Source organism: Pseudomonas sp. Sample_16 (assembly GCF_004307665.1).
In the GTDB taxonomy this organism is placed as follows: domain Bacteria; phylum Pseudomonadota; class Gammaproteobacteria; order Pseudomonadales; family Pseudomonadaceae; genus Aquipseudomonas.
Genome location: NZ_RCOB01000069.1, coordinates 1 through 1,574, shown reverse-complemented (window position 1 = coordinate 1,574; position 1,574 = coordinate 1). Strand labels below are relative to the sequence as shown.

Sequence of the window (1,574 nt, the reverse complement as noted above, 5' to 3'; positions counted from 1 at the left end):
CACGTTTCGGTATTACGATCCGGAGGTGGGGCGGTTTGTTACGCAGGATCCGATTTCTTTATCAGGAGGCATGAATTTTTACTCTTATGCGCCAAGCCCTAATAACTGGGTCGATCCGTTGGGTTGGTGCTCTACGAAATTGGGTAACAACATGGGAGCAAGCGCCGGGGATGGAATGGCAAATCACCATTTGATACCCGAAGAGCTAATAAAAAGCACTTAGTTCAAAAATATGTTTGGTAGGCTGAAAAAAATTGGTTGGGATCCGGATGGGGCGTCCAATGGGATTTTTCTACCTGGATCAAAAGATCTAGCCAAAACTACTGGCATGCCGGGGCACTGGTCGAATCACGGTCAGTACACTGAAGCTGTAAAAAACAAGTTGGTGAAACTTAACAATAACCTAAATAGCTTGACCAGATATAGATCTGGCGCTTGGTGTGAAAAATGTTCAAGCGTGGGCTTCTCAGGGTCTAGAAGGCGGGCTATTTAAACTTGATGCCATAACTGGTCGGTTACTTTAGAGGTGGAAAAATGAAGTGTTTATATATCATTGGTTATGAGCCGGATGGTGAGGGGGCGCCATACTTTTTTGATTTGAGTTGGACTCCCGATTTGCCAACCTTTCATTATCCCTCCGAAAATCCAGCGCAAGGTGCTTTGAGTGCCTGCTATCAAGCAATGGCTGATACTCCCCAATTGACGGCAGATTGGTTGCCAGATCATTTTTTGGCGTCCGAAAATTTTTTGGCTGTCTGCGATGCTTTCGAGTGCAAGTACGTTAGCAGGCCAGTTGAACTTTTTACTCAGGGTATGGCTAAGCAAGATAAGTCATATTTTTTCTTCGCTGTTGTCGAAAGACTGAGAGCTATGGATCTGGATAGTTCCTCTTTTGTGCTGGATAGTAATGTGAAGTCAGGCGCTCTCGATTTGAGTAGTTCAAATTATGAGCGTATTGATAAACTTGTTGTTTTAGATAGTGTTGAGTCTGATTTGTTCTATTTTGAAGAAATTCATGAGGTTGTATGCTCTGCTCGCTTCTTTAATGAATGTGTTGATAAACAAATCGATGGTCTTACCTTTAAAAAGATAGATGATGATTATCGGTACGCACCGTGGGATGATTTTTAGTTAGGCGATGCCGAATGTATGATGGTCAGAATCGGTTGTCTCGGGCCGAGACATTGGTTAATAGCAGGCTGGAAAGTACCGGTTAGTATCGGTACACCGGACAACTGATCGACAACGAAGAGTTCCGCTACGACGCCGCGGCGAACCGGCTGAACTTCAACACCAGCCAGTTCGACCACGTCAAAGACAACCGTCTCAAGCGCTGGCGAGATCAGGAATATGCCTACGATGCGTGGGGCAACCTGATTGAGAAACGCAGCGGGATGGGCACGCTGCAGACGTTCACGTATGACTGCGAAAACCGCCTCGTCAAAGCTGAGACGATGGTCAACGGCAAGCTGGAAAGTACCGGTGCGTATCGTTACGACAGCCTTGGGCGGCGGGTTGCCAAGGTGTCAGAGGTCGATGGCGTCACCGAGCAGAAGCATTTCCTGTGGCAAGGC

3 protein-coding genes and 1 pseudogene are annotated in these 1,574 nt (G+C 46.7%); all 4 read left to right on the top strand.

Annotation, left to right across the window (positions count from 1 at the left end; all coding sequences use genetic code 11):
* The coding region (locus D8U69_RS29730; RefSeq protein ID WP_241668650.1) for an RHS repeat-associated core domain-containing protein at nt 1-223 on the top strand (223 nt) is incomplete at its 5' end.
* Between the two features lie 9 nt (nt 224-232).
* Complete coding sequence (locus D8U69_RS29725) at nt 233-493, top strand: AHH domain-containing protein (protein ID WP_241668649.1); 261 nt, start codon at nt 233-235, stop codon at nt 491-493.
* Nucleotides 494-534: 41 nt separating this feature from the next.
* Nucleotides 535-1,131 (top strand): DUF1629 domain-containing protein, encoded by a 597-nt coding sequence (locus D8U69_RS10375; RefSeq protein ID WP_130907253.1) that lies wholly within the window; start codon nt 535-537, stop codon nt 1,129-1,131.
* An 89-nt stretch (nt 1,132-1,220) separates the two neighbouring features.
* Nucleotides 1,221-1,574 (top strand): annotated as a pseudogene (locus D8U69_RS10370) (RHS repeat domain-containing protein); the annotation flags it as partial.